The organism is Microcoleus sp. SVA1B4, from assembly GCF_036700545.1.
Lineage (GTDB): Bacteria > Cyanobacteriota > Cyanobacteriia > Cyanobacteriales > Microcoleaceae > Microcoleus.
Genome location: NZ_JAUBPB010000069.1, coordinates 17,372 through 38,130 on the forward strand (window position 1 = coordinate 17,372; position 20,759 = coordinate 38,130).

The 20,759-nt window shown below is 47.2% G+C and carries 13 protein-coding genes; 9 read left to right on the forward strand and 4 right to left on the reverse strand.

Features of this window, described 5'->3' with window-relative positions; genetic code table 11:
• Positions 1–47: 47 nt before the first annotated feature.
• Positions 48–3,755, reverse strand: coding sequence for an alpha-mannosidase (locus QT987_RS24285; RefSeq protein ID WP_333245362.1), 3,708 nt, complete (start codon positions 3,753–3,755; stop codon positions 48–50).
• A gap of 342 nt (positions 3,756–4,097) precedes the next feature.
• Here QT987_RS24285 and QT987_RS24290 point away from each other — a divergent pair, with 342 nt between their 5' ends.
• From QT987_RS24290 to QT987_RS24305, 4 genes are all read left to right on the forward strand, one after another.
• Positions 4,098–6,068 carry a hypothetical protein gene (locus QT987_RS24290; RefSeq protein WP_333245365.1) on the forward strand — a complete coding sequence of 657 codons (1,971 nt, stop codon included), beginning with the start codon at positions 4,098–4,100 and terminating at the stop codon, positions 6,066–6,068.
• Between the two features lie 73 nt (positions 6,069–6,141).
• A complete protein-coding gene (locus QT987_RS24295; protein WP_039887172.1) occupies positions 6,142–6,258 on the forward strand; it encodes a photosystem II reaction center protein I in 117 nt (38 codons plus the stop codon).
• A gap of 443 nt (positions 6,259–6,701) precedes the next feature.
• Entirely contained in the window at positions 6,702–9,230 is a 2,529-nt protein-coding gene (locus QT987_RS24300; protein ID WP_333245368.1) for a DUF3769 domain-containing protein, read from the forward strand.
• Positions 9,231–9,361: 131 nt separating this feature from the next.
• Complete coding sequence (locus QT987_RS24305; RefSeq protein WP_333209691.1) at positions 9,362–10,033, forward strand: hypothetical protein; 672 nt, start codon at positions 9,362–9,364, stop codon at positions 10,031–10,033.
• Between the two features lie 25 nt (positions 10,034–10,058).
• Here the strand turns inward: QT987_RS24305 and QT987_RS24310 are convergent, their stop codons facing one another.
• The gene (locus QT987_RS24310; protein ID WP_333245371.1) at positions 10,059–10,574 is read right to left on the reverse strand and encodes a phycobiliprotein lyase; all 516 of its coding nucleotides are present in this window, start codon (positions 10,572–10,574) and stop codon (positions 10,059–10,061) included.
• 703 nt (positions 10,575–11,277) lie between these two features.
• Between QT987_RS24310 and QT987_RS24315 the strand changes: the two genes are divergently transcribed.
• Positions 11,278–13,506 carry a hypothetical protein gene (locus tag QT987_RS24315; RefSeq protein ID WP_333245374.1) on the forward strand — a complete coding sequence of 743 codons (2,229 nt, stop codon included), beginning with the start codon at positions 11,278–11,280 and terminating at the stop codon, positions 13,504–13,506.
• Positions 13,507–13,732: 226 nt separating this feature from the next.
• Here QT987_RS24315 and QT987_RS24320 read toward each other — a convergent pair whose 3' ends face one another.
• Both QT987_RS24320 and QT987_RS24325 read right to left on the reverse strand, forming a co-directional pair.
• Complete coding sequence (locus tag QT987_RS24320) at positions 13,733–15,142, reverse strand: heterodisulfide reductase-related iron-sulfur binding cluster (protein WP_333245377.1); 1,410 nt, start codon at positions 15,140–15,142, stop codon at positions 13,733–13,735.
• A 374-nt stretch (positions 15,143–15,516) separates the two neighbouring features.
• Entirely contained in the window at positions 15,517–16,977 is a 1,461-nt protein-coding gene (locus tag QT987_RS24325) for an FAD-binding oxidoreductase (protein ID WP_333245380.1), read from the reverse strand.
• A gap of 97 nt (positions 16,978–17,074) precedes the next feature.
• Between QT987_RS24325 and QT987_RS24330 the strand changes: the two genes are divergently transcribed.
• From QT987_RS24330 to QT987_RS24345, 4 genes are all read left to right on the forward strand, one after another.
• Positions 17,075–18,538, forward strand: a complete 1,464-nt coding sequence (locus QT987_RS24330; RefSeq protein ID WP_333245384.1) for an ATPase domain-containing protein — start codon at positions 17,075–17,077, stop codon at positions 18,536–18,538.
• A gap of 409 nt (positions 18,539–18,947) precedes the next feature.
• Positions 18,948–19,319, forward strand: coding sequence for a response regulator (locus QT987_RS24335; protein WP_333145572.1), 372 nt, complete (start codon positions 18,948–18,950; stop codon positions 19,317–19,319).
• On the forward strand, positions 19,316–20,476 hold the full coding sequence (locus QT987_RS24340; RefSeq protein ID WP_333244158.1) for an ATP-binding protein: 1,161 nt from the start codon (positions 19,316–19,318) through the stop codon (positions 20,474–20,476). Before QT987_RS24335 ends, QT987_RS24340 begins: the two co-directional genes overlap by 4 nt.
• Positions 20,477–20,495: 19 nt before the next feature.
• Positions 20,496–20,690: a DUF4079 family protein gene (locus QT987_RS24345; protein WP_333245387.1), complete on the forward strand. Its 195-nt coding sequence runs from the start codon at positions 20,496–20,498 to the stop codon at positions 20,688–20,690.
• Positions 20,691–20,759: the final 69 nt, after the last annotated feature.

Here is a 20,759-nt window from a genome sequence, read left to right on the forward strand (position 1 = left end):
GGCATAGGGCATAGGGCATAGGGCATACCTCACTTTTTTGAGAACCGCTATATCTGAATTGGTAATGATAAATTGACTGCAAAACTCGCTATTTTCCACGGTGATATTGTGAAACTTGTCCCATCGTCTGACTTCTGGGGCAAATTTATGGGTTGTTCTAATAAATCGACAGGCTGACTAATCGCCAAACCCAAATCGCTCTTTAATTCCAACTTCGCCTCTTCACCGTGACACTCGTAACACCGCAAAATCCACACATTAGAATCATCTTCCGATTGTTTGAAAGCCATCAACACTAAATTTTCGGCGGACAAATCTAAGAACTTGCCAACTGTCGGCAGAGTCTTGTGGCGATTTTCCTCTAACTTGGGCAACACCTTTACTAGCAGTGGTAAATTCAACTCGTACCCCTGTCGAACAGTACCTGCATCCTGCCAATTTCCGCTGTGGGGATAGACTGCACAAGTAAATTCCGAAACTCCTACATCTGCTTGTTCATCCGGCCAAGTCGAGCCCCGAAGCAAAGTCAGCCGAATGCGATTTGGTTGAAGGTCGCAACCATATTTGCAATCATTGAGTAAACTCACTCCAAAACCATCATTGCTGATATCAGTCCAGCGCAAAATCGGCACTTCCCATTTGGCTTTTTCGGCGGGTGTTTGAGGCTTGGTTGTGCGAGCGATCGCACCGCCGGGAATTTCGGAAGTTGCAAAATCTGCTTCTACATTTAACCCAAAGGCTGCTTTTACTAAAACGTGAGTTTCTTGCCAATCTGCCACTGTCTTGATTTTCAGCAGCGGCGAACCTACTTCTACTATATAATCTTGGCAAAACTCCGATTTACCAATTTGTCGGACTACGCGCAAACTCTGCCGTAATTCCCCCTGCTCTACCCAACAAATATCTTTCAGTATCGGCGCTGGTAGTTGATGTTTTTCATAATTTGGGTCAATGTTCCAAGCATCCCAATATTGACCACTGTCTTGAAATGCTTGCAGTTGATTCCCGCCTGCTGCATTCATGACTTCTCGGTTATTTACTTTATCCCAAATGCTGGATAAATCCCCAGTTTTGCCGTCTATTGTTGCCCGAATAAATTCATTTTCTAGAACCATTTGTGCGGCTGCAAAATGCGTTTCTTGACAAGCTGTGTTTTTTTGTGCTATACCGTATGTAAGTTTTGATAAATCTGTCTTTTTTTCGGTTTCTGGACTCGCGGACGCATTATCCACAGTTTGAGCGTCTTCGCGACACAGCCAAAACACCTGGTAGCCAACGGCGGGGATATTATTTGCCCAAAATAACAGTGTAGAGTGCGATTCGAGTCGATCGCCCCTGACAATCTGCGAAGCCAGTCGCCGTCGGGAAAAATCGTAAATTTGCCAAGCTGAATCAGGGGAATCGGGAAGCGGTACGGCGACAACCTCAGAGCGCGGCCAATTGAGAGTATTGAAAATCAAAATCGGTTGAGCGTCGGGCTGCGGAGGGGAAGGGAGAGAAATTTGAGCCGAGATGGCATCCAAAGATTGTAGCAGGATTTCGCGACAAGTGCGATCGACCTCAGCAAAGGCTAGATTAGCATCCGCGTAAACTTGGGCGATCGCAGAACCGGGCAAAATATCGTGAAACTGGTTAAACAAAATTTGTTTCCAAACTGATTCTAACTCAGATTTCGGATAAACCGCACCAGTACAAATCGTTGCCAGCGAAGACAGCAACTCCGCTTGGTAGAGCAATTCTTCGCAGCGACGGTTTTGTCGTTTTTGGTCGGCGCGAGTCGTGTAGCAACCCCGGTGGAATTCTAAATAAAGTTCATCTTTCCAAACGGGAAGAGTTTTGAGTTGTGAGATGGGAGGATTTGCATCCTTCATTGCCGACAAGTTTGAAAATTCTAGCGCCCGCAAATTTTCCTGATAGTCCGAGTCGGGAACATCGCTTTCGGGCTTAGTTGTCGCAACTGCCGGTAAAAACTGACTCTCAATCAAAGACAAATAATCAACCGCTTTCGCAAACTCCAACCTGGGGAAAAAAGGCGACATTTTCCAGCGTTTCGCCACCTCCAACATATCACGAGTCGGGCCACCGCCGTGGTCGCCAACCCCAGGCAACCAAAGAGCATCTGGCAAATTAGTTTTAGCTTGCCAGTCAAAAGCATAACTTGCCATTTTCACAGATTCTATGCCTTCACCAATGGGAGGAGACATCATACTAAATATTTTAGTACCGTCCAACCCTTCCCACCAAAACACACCGTAGGGAAATTCCGTTGTATCATTCCACCGCAACTTTTGCGTCACAAAATAATCAACTCCACCTTGCCGCAAAATCTGAGGTAATTGCCACCCAAAACCGAAAGTATCCGGTAGCCAAGCCACCCGCATCAATTCCCCAAAATTTTCTTTTGCATAACGCTGTCCATAAAAAACTTGCCGCACCATTGACTCAGCAGAAATCAAGTTTAAATCCGGTTCTACCCACATCCCGCCGACAACTTCCCAACGTCCGACGGCCACCTGTTTTTTAATCGCAGCAAATAAGTCCGGCCGATGTTCTTCCACCCAAGCATAAAGCGCCGGAGTAGAATGACAGAAAATCAAATCGGGAAACTCAGATTGTAATTTCAATACCGACTCAAAAGTTCGCTTTGCCGCTTCCCAAGTTTCCGGGACAGGCCACAGCCAAGCCAAATCTAAATGAGCGTGACCCACCAAATAGATTTTACCTGTATATATAGATGTCAGCTCACCGCTTTCTCCTATATATATAGATGTAGCATTGCTATTGTCTCCAACCTGAGAAACCTCCTCCCTTCTTCCTCCCTCTGCGCCCTCTGTGCCCTCTGCGGTTCCCACATCTAAATCCCCAGAAAAAGATGTCAGTTCGCCGCTTTCTCCTATATATATAGATGTAGCATCGCTACTTTCTCCCACATCAAAAACCTCCTCCCTTCTTCCTCCCTCTGCGCCCTCTGCGCCCTCTGCGGTTCCCTCATTCAAATCCCCCAAAAAAGCCCGCAGATATCCCAGTAAATTGTGCCGCAAAACAGACAGCGAGCGATCGAACTTTTCGCGATCGCCCACCGCCGCCCAATCAATCAAACCAAGCGCCAAATCAATCTCAGATTTCAGCATTTCCCCCTTGACAAACCGGGGGCGATTTGCTATTATTTCGGTGGGGAGGTATTGGGAATTTTCAATTTCTAAATTTCGACTAAGCGAATTTTGCAAAATCTCTAATTCGGCAGCCACAAAACCCGGATCGAAACAACAAGAATCAGCAGCTTCGTACAAACAAATCGATCGCACTAAAGCACCGTTATCGTGACCCGGACTTACCAACCGCAAAATTACTAAAAATTCATCTCCGGGATTAGCCGACGAACTCAACAAAACTCGATCGGCAAAATCAAATAAATCTCCCTGTCCGACTAACTCGCCGTTGACAAAAATTTGAGCATCTTCAGCCCACCAAGTCAAACCCAGCAGCAACCGCAAACCAACCACAGGATAGCCGTGCAAATTGTCAGGAATTACAAATTGCTGGCCCAAATACAAAACTTGCTTCCCAGACGGCCAAGCAATATGTCCTTTCCCGTTAAGTTCGGCAACGGGGCTGTTACAAATATTTACCGAAGAGACCGCCGAGTCAGAATCGCAGTACCTCCAACCAGACTGAACCTCCACTTGGCTGAGGCGGCGCAACTTCTCGACAACTTCAGAAATATTATTGCTAGCAGGTGACACAGAAGCGCTCATATTTCGCTAAAATAGGAATTGTGTATTAATCAAAAATCGGATTGAACTCACATCTTGCACTATTCTCAAGAACAGGCAAGATGCCTGTTCCACAAAGAGTGAATTTTCTTGTGGGGAGTAGGGGTGGGCATCCTGCAGTCAGTAAAAGGCTTATTGACATTGGTGCAATATCTTATATCGAACCGCGAAGACGCGTTCGGCGAAGCCGTTCCCGAAGGGTAGGACGCGAAGAAATAAAGGTTTCAGAGGGTTTGAAGCTTCGATTAAGATATCGCTTTGATTTTACAGCAATATTCAGCAATTCCGGCGCGAATCAAAAATCTGAATTCAAGAATTAAACTTATGTCCAACGGTTACTACGGCCCATACCAAAGCCGACTATTAAACTTTATATCGAAACAGTCCCGCCAAGTCGCTGACAATTGCGATCGAACTTGGCGTCAAATTAAAGAAACAACTCTCACCGCCACCCAAATTCTGCTTTATCCAGCTTATTTGCTGGTGCAAAGTTCCCGAATGCTGGGCCGACAGTTGCGGGCATCAAGTCAAAAAATAGATTTACCGGAACTGCAAGAATTTGGCGGTGACGAAAATGCCGATTTGCCACAAAATTGGTATCAGGGCGAAACTTCCGACGAAAGTTCGATCGCCGAAATTTTGCACCTAGCCGAAAATTTACTAACCTCGTCGCAAACCGCGAAAACTTTAGCCAGCTTCCCGATGTTAATTAATCAGGGAAATGCTGCTAGCGATTTACCTCCAGCTATCAATTTTAGCGGACAAATCGCCAAGCATCAAACAACTTCCGTCTTAGAACACCCGCTTGCTAAAACTGGATTAAAACCGCAACCGAAAGTTGAGGGAATTGCCAGTTTTATCCCAGCCCGCACTTTAGTATTGGTGGGAAGAGAAAATCAGATATTAGATATTTTGACACCCGAACAGCAGGAAATGCTTGAAGGTTGCATAACTTGGGAAGTAGCCAACAGCGGGCCGGAACGACGGGAAATTACCCAAAAAGAATTAAAATTTAATCTCGGTTTGGAGTCAGCGGCGAAAAAAGCGCAGTTACCGCCGATGCGTCGTTTTTGGGAATTGATGGCCTGGCTTCAGACGAGTCCGGTTGCCCTCAAAAAAAATCAGTTTGGAGAATCAATCCTCGCAGTTAAAAAATCGATCGACCGCAATGCCATCCTAGTCCAAAAAGCCCGCGCGCAGATCGAAGCAAAAACCGCACAGCAGTCAATGGCGGCATCGAATTCGATCGACCACAATACCCCAAAACTAGAAACTAATTTTAACAGCAAGTTCGATCGACCCCCAACTCCTCTCTCCTTTGTTACATTACTCGATCGCGCCGCCGTCAACATTGAGGAATTAACCCTACCGCCAGCGGCAAAAACAGTCGTCGCACCCACGGAAGCCCCCGGAGTCAAAATTAATACATCCGGCACAGACGCTAATGTAGATTTGTCCGCCCGCGACATCCTCGAAAAATACGCTCGAAACATCGAACAAATGATTTGGTCGTCAGTAGACCACCTTTTGGGCAAAGAAACGGCAGCCAGTGATAATACGGAGAAATCAGTTGCAATTCAGTATTATTTGAAACAGCGACAAGAACAAGAAAACACCCAAAATAGCCCAGAGGTCGATCGACCGTGGCTCAACTGGCAAGACTTATTCGGGGAAGCAGCACCGCCGCATTTAATCGACGGCAGTTCCGAACCCGATGCTATAGCACAAATCAGCCCAAAAGTCAAGCAAGAAATTGCAGAATTAGGAGAATTGGCAGAAGGTCGATCGACCGCACTCTCAATCTCCCCTTACCCCGAAGCACTTCACCGCCTGCTGGGGCAGCTAAAACAGAGCTTGCTGACACAAAGCCCCAAAAGTCAACCCCAAACAGCATCTGATTTATCAGATTTAGCAGTTACTCAAAAAAATAGCTCTGCACTCGCAGCAGAATCAACCCCAGGGCGCGCGCCGGAAACCCAAGTGCCAAAAAACACCAACCCGAACACCGCACAAAACAACAAATCCCCAGCAGCAATCACCGCGCAAACCAGCAGATACACCGCCCCAACCCGCGCTGCTGCTGAACCCAAAAATCCCAGCGCAGGCGTCCCCCCCGATGGCGAATACTTAGAAACAAAAGCAGAATCGATGGGATACATTAAGCACCCCCTAGAACAAGTGCTCGAATGGCTCGATCGAGTTATGCTGCGGCTAGAAAACATCGCCGAGCAACTCTGGAATTGGGCAAAAATCAACTTGCCAAAAATCCTCAAAAGCAAAGATAAAATTGACTAATCTTTAGCTTATGATAAAAAAGTTGCTGCAACAGCAGCAGCTCAGTATTAGGCCATCTTTGGAGACTCCCACAGTGCTAACCCTCAAAATCGTAGTTAATGTAGTTGTTTTATTTTTTGTTTCCCTGTTCATATTTGGATTTTTGTCCAATGACCCAGCCCGGAACCCCAACCGCAGAGACATGGAATAAACAACTTATCTCGCCCGCAGAGTGGGGGCGCGTCACCGCAGCCCCTGCAACAGCCGACAAACCCGCAAAAATTAGTCGGACAAAACTTGACAATCCAAGCATCCAGGATACAAGCCCCCTGATTCATCAGTCCAGAAATAAAAAACCTGTATCCGATAAAGGAGCCCCCGAATTGATCCGTGGGGTAAATGCTTCAAATCTAAAATCTAAAATCTAAAATCTAAAATCGATTGACCTCGCACCGCCAGCGAGGTTATCTTGTGGCGGAAGCAAGTTCTGAAAGCAGCCCTATTCCGGCGCGCCCAAGCCACTGCAAATTTTAGATGTCAGATTAATCTCTAAACAGTTACCTTTTAGATGCAAAATTTTCAATAAATTGCACCCTATAAAATCTAAAATCTAAAATCTAAAATCTAAAATCGGATGACTTACCTGTAGTAACTATGCCCTATCCGGTACCGCCGCCAGAACCCCCTGGCATCATCTACATCGCAAAGCCAAAAAAAGTCGCCCTCACTGTCGCGGCCGGCGATGGAGACACCCGCAGCAACCCCGCAGAAATACCGGAACCAAGCCCAGATATCGTTCAGCCAGAACCCACACCAGCCCCAGCAGAACCCGCAGCCACACTCCTCGGCACCACCGCAGCCACCGATGGGCCTCCAGAAATCGCCGACCCCCTAGCGGAAGTCGAAAGTGGCCACGCAGTGGTGGGATTTCAGCGTCAGGCCCCTGTGGAAGAACCCGAAACTGCGGAAACTCCGAAAGATTCCTCGTTTACAGCTTACCAATTGGGTTCGGTAGAAAATGCCATTGCCATTCGCAATCGGGAACGAACCGCAGAGGCGCAGAGAAAACAGGAGAGAAATCTTGCCGGAAAGCAGGAAAGTTGGTATCAGGCCCAAGGTCGGCAGTTAGAAGATAACTCTCCCGAACCGGCAGAGATTCCCGTTCCAGAACCAGCGCTAGAACCAGCACCTAGCGGGCAACAGCAGTTCGACATTCCCACACCAGGAACAGCCCCCGCACCCAGAACACCCCCTGCGCCGACACCGAAACCTAAACCAGCCGCGCCGGGAGTCCGCACCGCCCCTTCTCAGCGAACGGTGCCTTTTCCGGTGACTCCGGCCGATATTATTGAAGTTAAGGCTGACAGTCAAGAATTCGACGACCAGCAGCAAATTGTGACGGCGGTTGGTAATGTCGTTGTGCGGTTCCGGCAAACTGTGATTGATGCCGATCGAGCGATCGTCAACTTAGTCACCCGCCAAGTGGTAGCATCCGGCAATGTCGCCTATACCCGCGGGCAACAAGTAGTGCGCGGCCAGCGGATGGAGTTCAATCTCGGCCTCAACAGCGGCGCAGTCGAACAAGCAAGAGGCGAAATATTCCTGCCCGCAGCAGGTAGCGAATTGACTCCCACACTGCCGACAGATATCAGTGCCGGGACGATTCTCGAACAGCCACTGAGCGATCGAATTACCAGCCAGCAGCCCCTGCGCGGAGTCAGATCCCCCGGCGCTGCTACAGTGACTCTCGGTGGGGGTGGACAGCTAGCAGCCCCCCAAGTGGTCGGCGCCGTCAACCGCATCCGCTTTGAAGCAGAACGCATCGAACTGCTGCCAGACGGCGCGAGGGTAGCAACCAACATTCGGCTTACTAACGACCCGTTTTCCCCCCCGGAATTTGAATACAGGGCCCGGACGGCGACGATTAGAAGGATTTCGCCCACGGCAGAGGAATTAGTCACAACGAAACCCCGCTTGGTGTTCGACAACCGAGTAAAAATACCCGTGTATCCCCGCAGGCAAGTGTTTGACAGCAGGCAGCAGAGCGGCCCGTGTTTGACCTTTGGCTACGACGGAGGCGAACGCGGCGGTTTGTATGCCGAGTGCGGTTTTGAGGTGTTACAAAACGGGCCGGTGCGACTGACTCTGACACCCCAAATTTACCTGCAGCGGATCGTGGCAGAGAACGGCGGCAATCCGTTTTCTCCCGACAGCTACGGGCTGAAAGCGAGGTTGGGCGCTAGTCTGGGCCCGCGTACCAGGCTGGACGGCTCGGCAATATTTCTGAGTTTTGAAAATTTTCCGAACTTGCCAGAAGACAGCTTTCGGGGCAATTTGCGCCTGCGACAGTTGATCGGCACTCACACTCTGGCTGCAGAATACAGTTATCGCGATCGGCTGTTTAACGGTTCTCTGGGCTATCAAACCGTGCAGAGCAGCCTGGGGGCAGTCCTAACTTCCCCAGTCATCCCACTCGGAGGCACGGGCATCAATCTCAGCTACCAAGCTGGGTATCAATTTATCAATGCTGACACCGATCGAGCAGACTTGCTCGAACCAGTGCGGGAAAACAACCGCATCGATCTGGGCCGTTCCCAACTCAGCTTTGCCTTGAGCCGCGGCTTCAACCTGTGGGAGGGCGAACCTCTCCCCCGCACTCCCACCCAGGGTTTGAGGTATACGCGGACGCCGGTGGTTCCTTTCTTGCAACTGGCCTTGGGACTCCGGGGAGTTGGTACTTATTACAGCAGTGGCGATCGACAAAATTCCCTCGCCGGCAGCGTCGGCATTCAAGGGCAGTTCGGTCATTTCTCCCGCCCTTTCCTCGACTACACTGGGTTTAACGTGACTTATACCCAGGTGGGGCGCGACGGTATCTCGCCGTTTTTATTCGATCGCTTAGTAGATTTGAGAGTCCTGTCTTTTGGACTTGTCCAGCAAGTTTACGGAGGCTTTCGAGTTGGATTTCAAAGTGCTATTAATTTAGAAAGCGGGGAAACAATCAGTACCAATTACACTCTAGAATACAGCCGCCGCAGCTACGCAATCATTTTGCGTTTTAATCCTGAGCGTCAAGTCGGCAGCCTGACTTTTAGAATTAGCGACTTCAACTGGAATGGGACTCCCCAACCTTTTTCCGGGGACGCGCGAACTGTAGAAGGAGGAGTGCGTTTATCTGATTAATTCACTTGGTAATTGGTAATTAGTGATTGGGAATTGGTCATTGGGAATTGGTCATTGGGAATTTTGAACCAACCGTCAACAGAAAACAGTCCACAGAAAACAGTCAACAGTCAACAGTCAACAGACAACACATGACAGAAGTGACCGCAATATCTGCACAAGCAGCGGCTCTGCTGGTTCACTACGGTTTTGACCTAGGTGGCAAAAAAGCCGAGAAATTGGCGGGTGAATGGCTGACCAAGTATCCCGGCTATTGGCTGCGTTTAGCAGTGGTTGAAGCGCTTTATCAAGGGCGCTACAAGGCTGTTTCTGTGGGACAGCTATTGAGTATGTGGCATCGGATAGGTCAACCTCTCTATCATTTCAATCGCGAGTTTGAACGCTTGGTATGCAATAATTTTCCTCAAAATTTAACCGGGGAAAGTGCTGCTCAACTGTCACCGGAAGATATACTTTTATCGCACCAGGAACCGGAAGTAAGTGCCGCAGAGTTAGATTTGCGTGGGCCGTCAGAGGCGCAACTGGATGTGGCGCTTCAAGCAGAAGTCCCAAACACAGAGGCCCAGGAAACAGGAAAATTACCTGCTGCCGACGATCGCACCAAAGAAAATACAGAATTTGTAGTATATGAAGATGTGGCTGTTACTGCCCTCGCCGATCGAGCCGAAGCCGAGCACAAATTAGCGGACAAACCTGTGGCAAAATCATTCCCAGTTGTCAAACACACTGATTTTCATACCAAGTTAAAAGCGATTGCCAGAGAAGGCCGAAGAAAGAAGGGAGAAAGCAGAAATAGAGTGTAAACTTTGGGAACTATATAGTTATTTTTCACTTTTCACTTGGGGCACTTACTCCCATCCGAATTTCCGAACAAAAAGAAGCTTGTTCCGTACCGTTAGCTTGCCTAACAACGCTAGTCCGCAGCCGCAAATTGGGCATGAGATACCACAGCCTTTCTTCCGCATGGAGGGTGTCTGATTCTGTAATCAATGTCAGCACGTCGTCGCCCATCACGTAGCGACTATTACCCTTGTCTTGCAACACTTTGCCTTCGCTTGGATTGTCGGGATTTGGTACGATCGCTAGTATTGTAGAACCGATTTGTTTAGCTTGGTCGCGATCGGGAATACCGTCCCAACTAATCCGAACGCTAGTTAGCTTAGTTGAAGCCGGGTTAATCGAGTGTTGTTGGCAAAGTTTAACGACTGCTGCATCGCTAGCTGTCAGTATTTCTATTTTGAGGTCGGATTTACCTGCCTGCAATTCCCCAGAATGGAGATTGTGTACGGTACGCTGAGAAAACCATTTACCTGCACTTAACTCGAAAAACTCGATAACATCCATGAAATTTGTCTCTAAAGTCAATACTGCTTTATTTGCGATCGTGACTTGCGCGCTATGGAGTCAGAAACCCGGTTTCTTCCTACGTACCTAGCGGTCAAACCAATGATTTTGTCTAGAAACCCGGTTTAATAGTGCAAGTCCTTTTCTATATTTTAGAGGAAGGGGGCGCACCTGCAAAGCTTTCTGAGAGCTTTAGGTGAAACAGATTGCAGATGCCGCCCTGGTAGCAAACCCAACCAGGGGGACATCTGCCTCCCTGATGTGGCCGACTTGAGAGAAAATTAGAGCATCCGCCATCATGTTTCGTTATAAAAAGTCTTTTTCGCACTTTCAATAGGATTGCGATACCTGAAAATTTTTAGCTTGAGAGTGTTTATCGATCGACCATTGCCCAAAGAGCCGCTATGTTAAGAAAAACAAAGATATATGTCAGCTTTTGTCGCTCAATCGGTAAATTGGGCGTTGCTGAGTTGAATTATATTGGCCGCGATTTATTGTAATCGCACTGCTTGAAAATTCTCAAAGCAGACTTCGACTAAAAAACAAGCAATTCATCGAACCATCACCAAACCGAGGACAGCAAGCCTATAGCACATAGCATTCAAATATGTCATGCTAAGTCTAAGAGAAAAGATTCTCGATCGGCTTTTCGGTAGGGTGCAGCTAGCGATCGTATACATTTAAAGAACACATCCGTAAATTTATGACCGAGTTTAAACAAGGGCTGGATCAAATCCAGCCCGCAGAACAGACGAACTACCTGGGAATATTGCCCAGTCAGCTAGCAGCGACTTCAGACTCCGAAAAATTATACAGCTTACTAACAGATTACAATTTTATTAAAGCCAAGCTGTCAGCATCGGGAGTACAGGCGCTAATAGAAGATTACGATTTAGCAACAAGTCCCGATATTATTTCAGACCAAAAAGCCGATCAACTCAAATTAATCCAAGAAGCAATTCGGCTGTCAGCCCACATTCTAGCCGCAGATAAAAGCCAACTAGCCCCCCAACTAATAGCCCGCTTGATGCGCTTTGAAAGTCCAGAAATTCAAGCCCTGCTAGCACAGGCAAAACATCAAACAACCCCCTGGCTGCGACCGCTAACGCCCAGCTTTACCCCTCCCGGCGGGAGATTGCTGCGTACCCTCACCGGACATACAGACTGGGTACAAGGTGTAGCAATCACCCCCGACGGCAAGCGGGCAATTTCTGCGTCCTCCGACCACACTCTTAAAATTTGGCAATTAGAAACAGGAGAAGAACTTTCCACCCTCAAAGGTCATCTTACCTACGTCAATGCTGTAGCTGTAACCCCCGACGGTACTAAAGTAATTTCCGGTTCTTGGGACAATACCATTAAAATTTGGGATTTAGAAACGCGACAAGAAATATTTACTTTTGCAGGCGATACTTTTGCGGTAGAAGCAGTAGCAGTTACTCCCGACGGCAAGCGAGTAATTTCTGGTTCTTGGGATGGCAGTATTAAAGTTTGGGATTTGACAAGCAGGGAAGTAATTTTTAACTTCAAAGGTCACAGCAGTTTTGTCCAGTCCGTAGCAGTAAGTCCTGATAGCAAACGGTTGATTTCCGGGTCGGGAGACAACAGCATGAAAGTCTGGAACATAGAAACCGGAAAAGAACTTTTTACTCTCACCGGTCATACAGACTGGGTAAAAAGTGTAGCCGTTACTCCCGACGGCGAAAAAATAATTTCCGGCAGCTACGACGAAACTGTTCAAGTCTGGAGTTTGTCAGAAAGAAAGCAACTTTTCACTTTAGGAAAACACAGCAGTTTCGTTCAAGCTGTGGCAGTCAGTCCCGACGGCAAACGAGTAATTTCGGCTGCCGGCGACAAAACGCTGAAAGTTTGGAATCTCGAAACAAAAGAAGAACTTTTCACTTTTACCAATCACATAGCCCCAGTGAATGCTGTGGCCGTTACCCCGGACGGCAAGAGGATAGTTTCTGGTTCCTCTGACAAAACTCTCAAAGTTTGGCACTTAGAAACAGGCAAAGAAAATTTATCATTTGCAGGTCACGATGACTGGGTAAATGCCGTAGCAGTGACGGCGGATGGTACGAAAGCGATTTCCGGTTCAGGAGACAACAGAATTAAAGTCTGGAATCTCAAAAATGGACAAGAAATTTGTACTATTCCCGGTCATAAAGATTGGGTAAAAGCGATCGCAATCACACCGGATAGCAAGCGAGTAGTTTCGGGTTCCGGCGACAAAACTGTGAAAGTTTGGGATATAGAAACCGGAAAAGAAATCTTTACTTTCACGGGTCACACAGACTGGGTAAATTCTGTGGCAGTGACGCCAGACGGAACGATGGCGATTTCCGGTTCTGGAGACAAAACTATTAAAGTTTGGAATCTAGAAACAGGAGAGGAAGTTTTTACTTTTTTAGGTCATGAGGACGGGATAAAAGCTGTGGCAGTTACTCCCGACAGCAAGCGGGTTATTTCGGCTTCCGGCGACCAAACTCTGAAAATTTGGAGTTTGGGTAAAGAAAAGAATATTTTGGCAAATTTCTGGAATTTAGCCGTCAAAAATCTACTTTTCACTCTCAAAGGTCATGAGAGTTTTGTGAATGCTGTGGCAGTTACGGCGGATGGCAAATGGGCGATTTCAGGAGGGCGGGAACAGAATTTGAAAGTTTGGGATTTGTCAAGTAGAAAAGAAGTTTTTACTTTGGCCGGTCATGCTGATGCGGTAACATCGGTGGCGACTATGGGAACAAAGGCAATTTCTGTTTCGGACGATAATACTCTCAAAGTTTGGGATTTGTTAAGTCGAGAAGTAATTGCTAGTTTCAGCGGAGATAGTGCTTTGAAGGCTTGCGCTATTGCACCGGATGGAGTGACAATCTTAGTGGCGGAAGCTTCGGGACAGGTGCATTTTTTGAGGTTAGAAGACGGGAAATAGTCATTAGTCATTAGTCATTATGCCGATCGCACTTTTGCTAAAATTTAAAAGTGCGATCGCCCTTTGCCCCAATCAAGTCTACAATTATTCCGCGTCAATACCCATCGATCGCAGTCTTTCCGCTAGAACAGCAGCCCAAAGTGCGATCTTTCTCAATACAGCGGTTCATCAAAAAAAAATCTCACTCAGCATCGAAAATAGGGCAGACACCACCCGCCCTACAAAACTACTTCCTCAGCAACTTCACCCCGCGAATCGAATAATCCAAAAGCTCAATTGGGTGCATTAAAGTAACTGTTTTTCCCTGCAACTCCAAATGCTTCTTAATTTGCAAAGAACAACCCGGATTAGAAGAAGCAATCAACTCCGCCCCAGTATTCAGCAAATTCTCCACCTTTTGCACACCCAATTCATCAGCAATCTCCGGCTGAAGCATATTGTAAACCCCCGCACTCCCGCAGCACAAAGCCGCATCCACAGGTTCTTTTAACTTCACACCCGGAATTTGTTGCAGCAACTGACGTGGCTGCAAACTAATCTTTTGCCCGTGCAACAAATGACAAGCATCCTGATAAACAATTGTCAAATCTCCCTCAATCAAAGGATTGAGTTTCGCCGTAATTCCCGCACTTGCCAAAAACTCTTGCACGTCCTTAACATTAGCAGCAAATTTCTCAGCTTTCTCCCGATAATCAGGGTCATCTGCTAAAATGTGACCGTATTCTTTCAAAGTATGGCCGCACCCAGCAGCGTTGATAATCACAAAATCAACACCAGTATTTTCAAAGCTATCAATCATTTGTCTCGCCAAGGCTTTAGCCTGTTCTGCTTGGCCTTGATGTTCCGGCAAAGCAGCACAGCATCCCTGACTTTTAGGAACCACAACCTCGCAACCGTTAGCCGTTAAAACTCGCACCGTCGCTTCATTAACTGGCGAAAATAACAGCCGCTGCACGCAGCCTAAAATCACGCCGACTCGATAGCGTTTCTCCCCTTGTGCCGGAATTACCTCTGGTAAATTATCCCGGAAAGAATCGACAGAAACTTTCGGCAAAATTGATTCCATCGCCGCCAAGCGAGGAAATACTTTTTTCAGCAAACCTGTTTTGCGGACAAGTTTTGGCAGTCCTAATTTTTGATAAATAAACAGCGGTACAAGCAAAGGCCGCAATCTGTGAGGATAAGGGAAGAGATTAAAAATCAGAGTGCGAATTACATTGTCGGAAAAAGTGCGTTCCTGATTTCTAGTAACTTGGTGGCGAGTTGCGGAAATTAATTTGTCGTATTGTACTCCAGAAGGGCAAGTTGTAACGCAGGCCAAACAGCCCAAACAAGTATCGAAATGCTGTGAGGTTGCTTCGTTTAAAGGTGCGTCGCCTTCGTTAATTGCATCCATTAAATAAATGCGGCCTCTGGGGGAATCCATTTCTTTGCCGAGTACGCGATAACTCGGACAAGTTGACAAACAAAAGCCGCAGTGTACGCAAGTATCGATTAATTTCGGATCAGGCGGATTGTTCGCGTCGAAACCTGGGATTTCGAGGGTTTGTAAGTGGGGATTTTGTGCTAGAAAATTGCTTTCTTTGGCAGGTCTTAAATTGTCGCTGGGAAGTTGAGATTTTTCTGAAGTTTGCATATATATATTACCTAATTGTTTTGGTTCCTAGTGACTATCGCCTAAAACCCTTGATAATTCTTGCTTTTAGCTGAGTCTAAATCCCCCTTAATAAGGGGAGTAGGGGTTGACTTTGAGCATTTCCTGTCCCCCCTTCTTAAGGGCGGCTAGGGGGGATCTAGAGTCTAATCGTCAAACAGTAGATCGGTACTACATAAGACGTTAAGGATCGTGGATTAAATAACTTCCGTAGGTTGGGTTGAGGCACGAAACCCAACAATCAAGCGTGGGGTTGGGTTTCGTTCCTCAACCCAACCTACAAAAAATGCAAGTTATTTAATTCTCATTCCTAAGTTGACACCAATGAAACTGAAGTCCTGACTACAAACTTTAAACTAAATACCGCTGATAAAACGATGGGGACTCAAAAGATTTTCCGGGTCAAACTGCTGTTTTATCCGGCGCATTAAATCGATCGCACTTCCAGTATAGCCCCAAACATCTAACTCTTGCTTGATGTCGGTCGGCGCTGCTAAAACAGTCAGAAAACCGCCTTTAGCTTCGCACCCTCTGCGTACCTGCAACAACCTGTCTGCAGTTGTAGTCTTAAACCGCAAAACCCCCAAACCGCTGCCTGCATGAATCCAAGCGTCCTGTACTGGCAATGTGTTAATGGCTGTTACAGCTTCCGACGGTCTGATTCCTATTTTGCAAATAATTGCCGACTTTGTGCCAGAATCCCACATTGTTTCTGGCAATCTTTGCCATAACTTATGCTCATCATTTTCGCGGCAGCTAGTGCCTTGCAAACCCAACTTTTCGGCAACTTCCAGCAAGCGGGCTGATTGTTGTTTAACACTTTCTGCGATACTTTGAAATCTGACGATTAATCCTGTGCCCTTTCCTAAGCCTAATTTGGCGACTAATTCAGGTGACAGCAAATCGATCGCACTTGGTGTCAAAGCAGAGGATAATAAGATTTGAGCCGTTTGGGACAAAGCATTAATTTCCCCTGTCAGCACTACGGTTCCCGATGATTCAGGCAGGGGATACACTCGGAAAGTTACTTGAGAAATGACGCCCAAGGTACCGTAAGCACCAGTAAACAATTTCATCAAGTCGTAGCCGGCGACATTTTTAACAACTCGACCTCCGGCTACCGCAATTTTACCGTCCGATCGCACAAAGGTAATTCCCAACAGCAAATCGCGCACCCCCCGATAGCGATGCCGCAAGGAACCCGCATCAGCAGTAGCGACAATGCCGCCCAAAGTTGCCTGTTGCGGATATGCTGGATCGATCGGCAAAAACTGACCTGCTGCAGCTAAAATTTGTTGCAAATCCGCAAACTTCATCCCCGCTTCCGCAGTCACCGTTAAATCGCCCACAGCGTGTTCTACAAGCCGATTGAGGCGCGAAGTGCTGACAGCCACAAGCGCCGCTGCATCAGGAGGATTTGGGCGTGTTTTCAAACCCGGAGATCCCCCTAAATCCCCCTTAAGAAGGGGGACTTTGAGTGAATTCTCCCCCCTTTGTAGGGGCGGTGCCCCCGTGCCCGCCCTGGGCTGGGGGGGATCGGAGTCTAATTTAACTAAACCGCCCCAATCAAGTTTGCTGCCACTGCCACAAGGCAAGACTGCACAGCGATGTTGCTGTGCCCAAGCAATGACAGCCGCCAGTTCTTCCTGAGTATTCGGGTAAACAGTACAATCTATTTTCGTGTCGGGGGCAACTGCTTTTTCTACCCGTTCTTGCCAAAATGGCTCTGTATCTTGCCAGCGACAGATGCTAGCAGCCCCGACAATACTTTCTAATTCTTGTATGCTTACGTAATTTTCGGTAGAAAAAGATTTCATGAAGGTTATCAGACGCCCGGTAAAAAAAATTATCAAAACACTGCCTAAAACCATTAAATATTAATACGGGCCCGATATTCAAAACATGAAAAAACAAATGTCTCAAAACCGAATTTCTCTGGGAGTTACCGGTCTCAACGAAGTGATTGGGGGCGGCCTGATTCCTCAACGCTCTTATCTCGTGCGCGGCGGCCCGGGTACTGGCAAGACGACACTGGGATTTCACTTTTTGACAGCAGGTGTGGCTTTGGGAGAAACACCCCTGTTTATTACTTTAGGAGAACCCGAAGCGCAACTGCGCGCCAATGCTCAATGGCTCGGTTTTGACATGGAAGCGATGCCGTTCCTGGATTTGAGCCCATCCTCAGAATTTTTTACGCAAGTTCAGACTTATGACATTTTCTCCCCCTCCGAGGTTGAGCGAGAACCGACTACACAAAAGATTATCGAGCGAGTCGAAGCTGTCAAGCCACAACGGGTGTTTTTGGACGCAATCACTCAATTTCGCTACTTAGCTGCGGATGAGTTCCAATTCCGCAAGCAAGTTCTGTCTTTTCTGCGGTTTTTGGTGGAAGGGGGGGCGACGGTGGTGTTTACCTCAGAAGGTACATCAAGTGCTCCCGATGACGATTTGCAATTCATCAGCGACGGAGTAATTTACTTGGAACTGCGCCCAGAAGGACGCACCCTGTCTGTCACCAAGCTGCGAGGCTCTAACTTCCGCACCGGCCGCCATTCGCTCCGCCTGAGTCAGGCTGGTATGGAGGTATTTCCGCGACTGCTTCCGGACAACTTTCAACAGGATTTTGTTGCTGAAGCGATTTCTTCGGGGGTTCCAGAAATGGACGAACTGCTGCACGGGGGACTGGAACGGGGGACTGTGACGGTGATTAGCGGGCCTAGCGGCGTGGGTAAAACGACGGTGGGGATTCAGTTTATGAAGGAAGCCGCAGGAAGGGGGGAGCGATCGGTAGTTTACATTTTTGAGGAGTCAACTTCTACTCTGTTGCAGCGCTGCGAATCAGTTAACATCCCGGTTGGGGCGATGATGGGGCAAGGAAGTCTTTCCGTGATACCCGTGGAACCTTTGCTGTACTCGCCGGATCAGTTTGCCTGTATGGTTCGCCAGGAGGTGGAGCAGGAAAAGACGCGGATTGTGATGCTTGACAGTATTTCTGGCTATCAGCTTTCGATGCAGGGGCAAGATTTGGTGAACAATTTGCACGCTTTGTGCAAGTATCTGAAGAATATGGGAGTCACCGTTATCTTGATTAATGAGGTAGAAGCCATTAGCGGAGATTTTCGGCTGACCGAGATCGGAATTAGCTATTTGGCGGATAATCTTCTGTTTATACGCTATCTGGAACGCCAATTGCATAATAGGACAGAAATCCGCAAGGCGATCGGAGTAATTAAAAAACGAGTCAGCAATTTCGAGAGAACTCTGCGAGAACTCGATATTACTCGCTACGGCATCAAAGTCAGCAAACCGATAGCGGGGCTGCGCGGCATTTTGAGTTCGGCGCCGGTGTGGATTGAGGGGGAAGCGGATGAAGATTGAATCGGGATTGGTCGTGCTGTTTCTGGGCAAGTGCAGCTAATTTCGCAGTCGTGAATCTACTAATGAGTAGGGGGCGCACCGCGCACCTCACCACTAGCCTAAGTCCTGGAAAACTTAAATATATTGGTAAATTTGTGTATTTTTCGACTTTTATCGTAGTGTAGTTTTCAATTCTATGAAATACAGTAGGAGTACAGGGTACGCGGCCGTGTCCTGTACCCCAGCATCTGTACTTCACTCAACTGAAAACCTATGTAATCCCTCGCCGAAAAGTAAGCTAATACCAGATAAAAAAAGAATCCAACTTTATGCCACCTCCCAACCCATATATAATCACTCACTCCCCATTCTAAAATCTAAAATCTAAAATCTAAAATGGTTATAACCCGTATTCACAGGAAGCTGATAAATGACTGGCACTTCAATAATTTTAGCCGTAGACCGCAATCAGCGCAACTTGGAACTGTTAGCACAGTTTCTCAACAAAGAAGGATACCAGATGATCGCGGCTTATAACTTTGAAGATGTTGCACAAGCTATCAGTCAGCCTGCGAGGATCGGGATGGCTTTAGTAGATATTTCTGGTTTCGATCGCCGGATTTGGGAGTGCTGCGAACAACTGCGAAATCACCAAATCCCTTTTCTGATACTCTCGCCCAAACAAAGCGCTGCCATTCAGCACGAAAGCCTCTGCCACGGTGCTCGGAATATGTTGGTAAAACCTTTGATAGTTAGAGATTTGCTGGGAATTGTTCACAGCTTGCTAGGAGAATCTGCGTGAGTCAAATTTTATTGCTTGTCGAACAGAAAGAAAATCGCCGCCTGTTATTAGAATGGCTAGCAGTTTATTATGAGGTATTGCTGCCACACTCAACAGAAAATAGTGAGGAGTTTTTACCATTTAATCAATCTTTTGACCTGGCGATAATTGACGGTATTTCCCTGAAACGCCACTGGCAATGGGTTGCCGCCCAAAAACAGGCAGAACACCCGGTATGCTTGCCTTTTCTTTTGATTACATCCCGCTCGGATGTAGGGATGGCAACGCAATTTATTTGGCAAAGTATTGACGATTTGATTATCGCTCCGATCGAGAAGATAGAGTTGCAAGCGCGGGTGGAAATTTTGCTGCGATCGCGCCAGTTGTCTTTAACTCTCAAATTGTCTCACGACCAACTCGATCGCACTCTGCAGACAGCCCAAGAACTCAACGAGATGAAAACATCTTTGCTGTACATGATTGCCCACGACGTTCGCAATCCTTTGAATTTCATCATCGGCACTACACAACTTCTTAGCAAGTACAAGTTGACATTAACAGAGGAGAAAACACAAGAACTTCTAGACAAAACTCAAGCAGCCGCCAAAGGTATAGATTTGTTATTAGATGATGTTCTGCTGCTGGGGCGTGTTGAGTCGGGAAAAACAGGCTTTTCCTTGCTACCGATAGACTTAGCAAAGTTGTGTAATGAGTTGGTAGAGGAATTTCAGAGCAGCCTGAATTTGAAACCTGAAAATGATCGGGTGACGCTGATTTTTGTCAATCACCATCAATCCGCGATGGCCTGTTTGGAGGTAAGCTTGCTCCGGCGAATTCTGGGGAATTTGCTGTCCAATGCTATTAAGTATTCTCCCCCAAATACTGAAGTAATTTTTGAATTCAAACTTACTGAAACTGAGGCTATTTTTTCGATACAGGATGCAGGAATTGGCATACCTGTCGCCGACCAAGAACAGTTATTTGATTCATTTTACCGGGCTAAAAATGTCGGTCGAATTCCCGGTACTGGACTGGGGCTGAGCATTGTTAAAAAATGCGTGGACTTGCAGGGTGGCGAAATTACTTTGACCAGTGAAGAAGGCGTTGGCAGTACATTTACAGTAACGCTGCCGATCGCAAAACCAGGAAAAAAGCAAATGTCGCCTGCAACGCCTTAAACTAGATGCAGGCTTTTTCTTGGGATTTCAAGACGGGATTTTTCACAGTGATAATGTATGGCTGGTTTCTCATTTTTATTACGGACTCGATGGGACGCTTTTGATGGTTTTTTCGTGGGCTATTGCAGCGGAAATTTATCATGCTCGATCGCACCGCTGGCGGAAAATTTACACTGTTTTAAACTGCATCGCGCTGCTGCTATTTCTCTGCTAAGGAATGAGAATTAAATAACTTCCACTCTTGAAAGTGGGATGGGCGTCCCGCCCGTCCAAAAAGGACGGG

Coding starts and splice junctions, on each gene's coding strand:
- QT987_RS24300 (WP_333245368.1), top strand. CDS start 6,702: ATGCCCTATCCGGTACCGCCGCCAGAACCCCCTGGCATCATCTACATC.
- QT987_RS24285 (WP_333245362.1), bottom strand. CDS start 3,755: ATGAGCGCTTCTGTGTCACCTGCTAGCAATAATATTTCTGAAGTTGTC.
- QT987_RS24310 (WP_333245371.1), bottom strand. CDS start 10,574: ATGGATGTTATCGAGTTTTTCGAGTTAAGTGCAGGTAAATGGTTTTCT.
- QT987_RS24335 (WP_333145572.1), top strand. CDS start 18,948: ATGACTGGCACTTCAATAATTTTAGCCGTAGACCGCAATCAGCGCAAC.
- QT987_RS24315 (WP_333245374.1), top strand. CDS start 11,278: ATGACCGAGTTTAAACAAGGGCTGGATCAAATCCAGCCCGCAGAACAG.
- QT987_RS24290 (WP_333245365.1), top strand. CDS start 4,098: ATGTCCAACGGTTACTACGGCCCATACCAAAGCCGACTATTAAACTTT.
- QT987_RS24325 (WP_333245380.1), bottom strand. CDS start 16,977: ATGAAATCTTTTTCTACCGAAAATTACGTAAGCATACAAGAATTAGAA.
- QT987_RS24320 (WP_333245377.1), bottom strand. CDS start 15,142: ATGCAAACTTCAGAAAAATCTCAACTTCCCAGCGACAATTTAAGACCT.
- QT987_RS24330 (WP_333245384.1), top strand. CDS start 17,075: ATGTCTCAAAACCGAATTTCTCTGGGAGTTACCGGTCTCAACGAAGTG.
- QT987_RS24305 (WP_333209691.1), top strand. CDS start 9,362: ATGACAGAAGTGACCGCAATATCTGCACAAGCAGCGGCTCTGCTGGTT.